Annotated in this window: 1 protein-coding gene; it reads left to right on the top strand. The window is 68.4% G+C overall.

Features of this window, described 5'->3' with window-relative positions:
- Positions 1–44: 44 nt before the first annotated feature.
- The coding region (locus tag B3T59_RS13175; protein ID WP_287003737.1) for a Zn-ribbon domain-containing OB-fold protein at positions 45–456 on the top strand (412 nt) is incomplete at its 3' end.

Raw genomic sequence — 456 nt, 5'->3', positions numbered from 1 at the left:
TCGACACATCTCCCGCCACGGCGACCGCCAGTCCCGTTGCTGTGGTGCCCGATCCCGAGACCACCATCCTGACCGCCGAGCTGAGCAACACGTTCAGCTACACGCGCTCGCTCGGACCGGTGTTGAGCCGGTTCGCATTCGGTCTACGCGACGGGCACATCGTCGGATCGCGGTCGGCCGACGGAACCGTGTCGGTACCGCCGATCGAATTCGACGCCGCGTCGGGCGCACCGATCACCGACATCGTCGACGTAGCCTCGGTCGGCACGGTCGCCACGTGGTCGTGGAATCCCGACCACATCGACGGCCAGCCGTTCGACGCACCGTTCGCGTGGGCGCTGATCCGACTCGACGGCGCCGACACCGCGCTGCTGCACGCGGTCAAGGTCGACGGGCCGGCAGACATTGAGACAGGTATGCGGGTACACGCGGTCTGGCGCGCAGCACGCAGCGGCC

Origin of the sequence: Gordonia sp. UBA7860 (assembly GCF_002500165.1) — a bacterium.
Lineage (GTDB): Bacteria > Actinomycetota > Actinomycetes > Mycobacteriales > Mycobacteriaceae > Gordonia > Gordonia sputi.
This window is presented reverse-complemented; position numbering and strand designations above follow the sequence as displayed.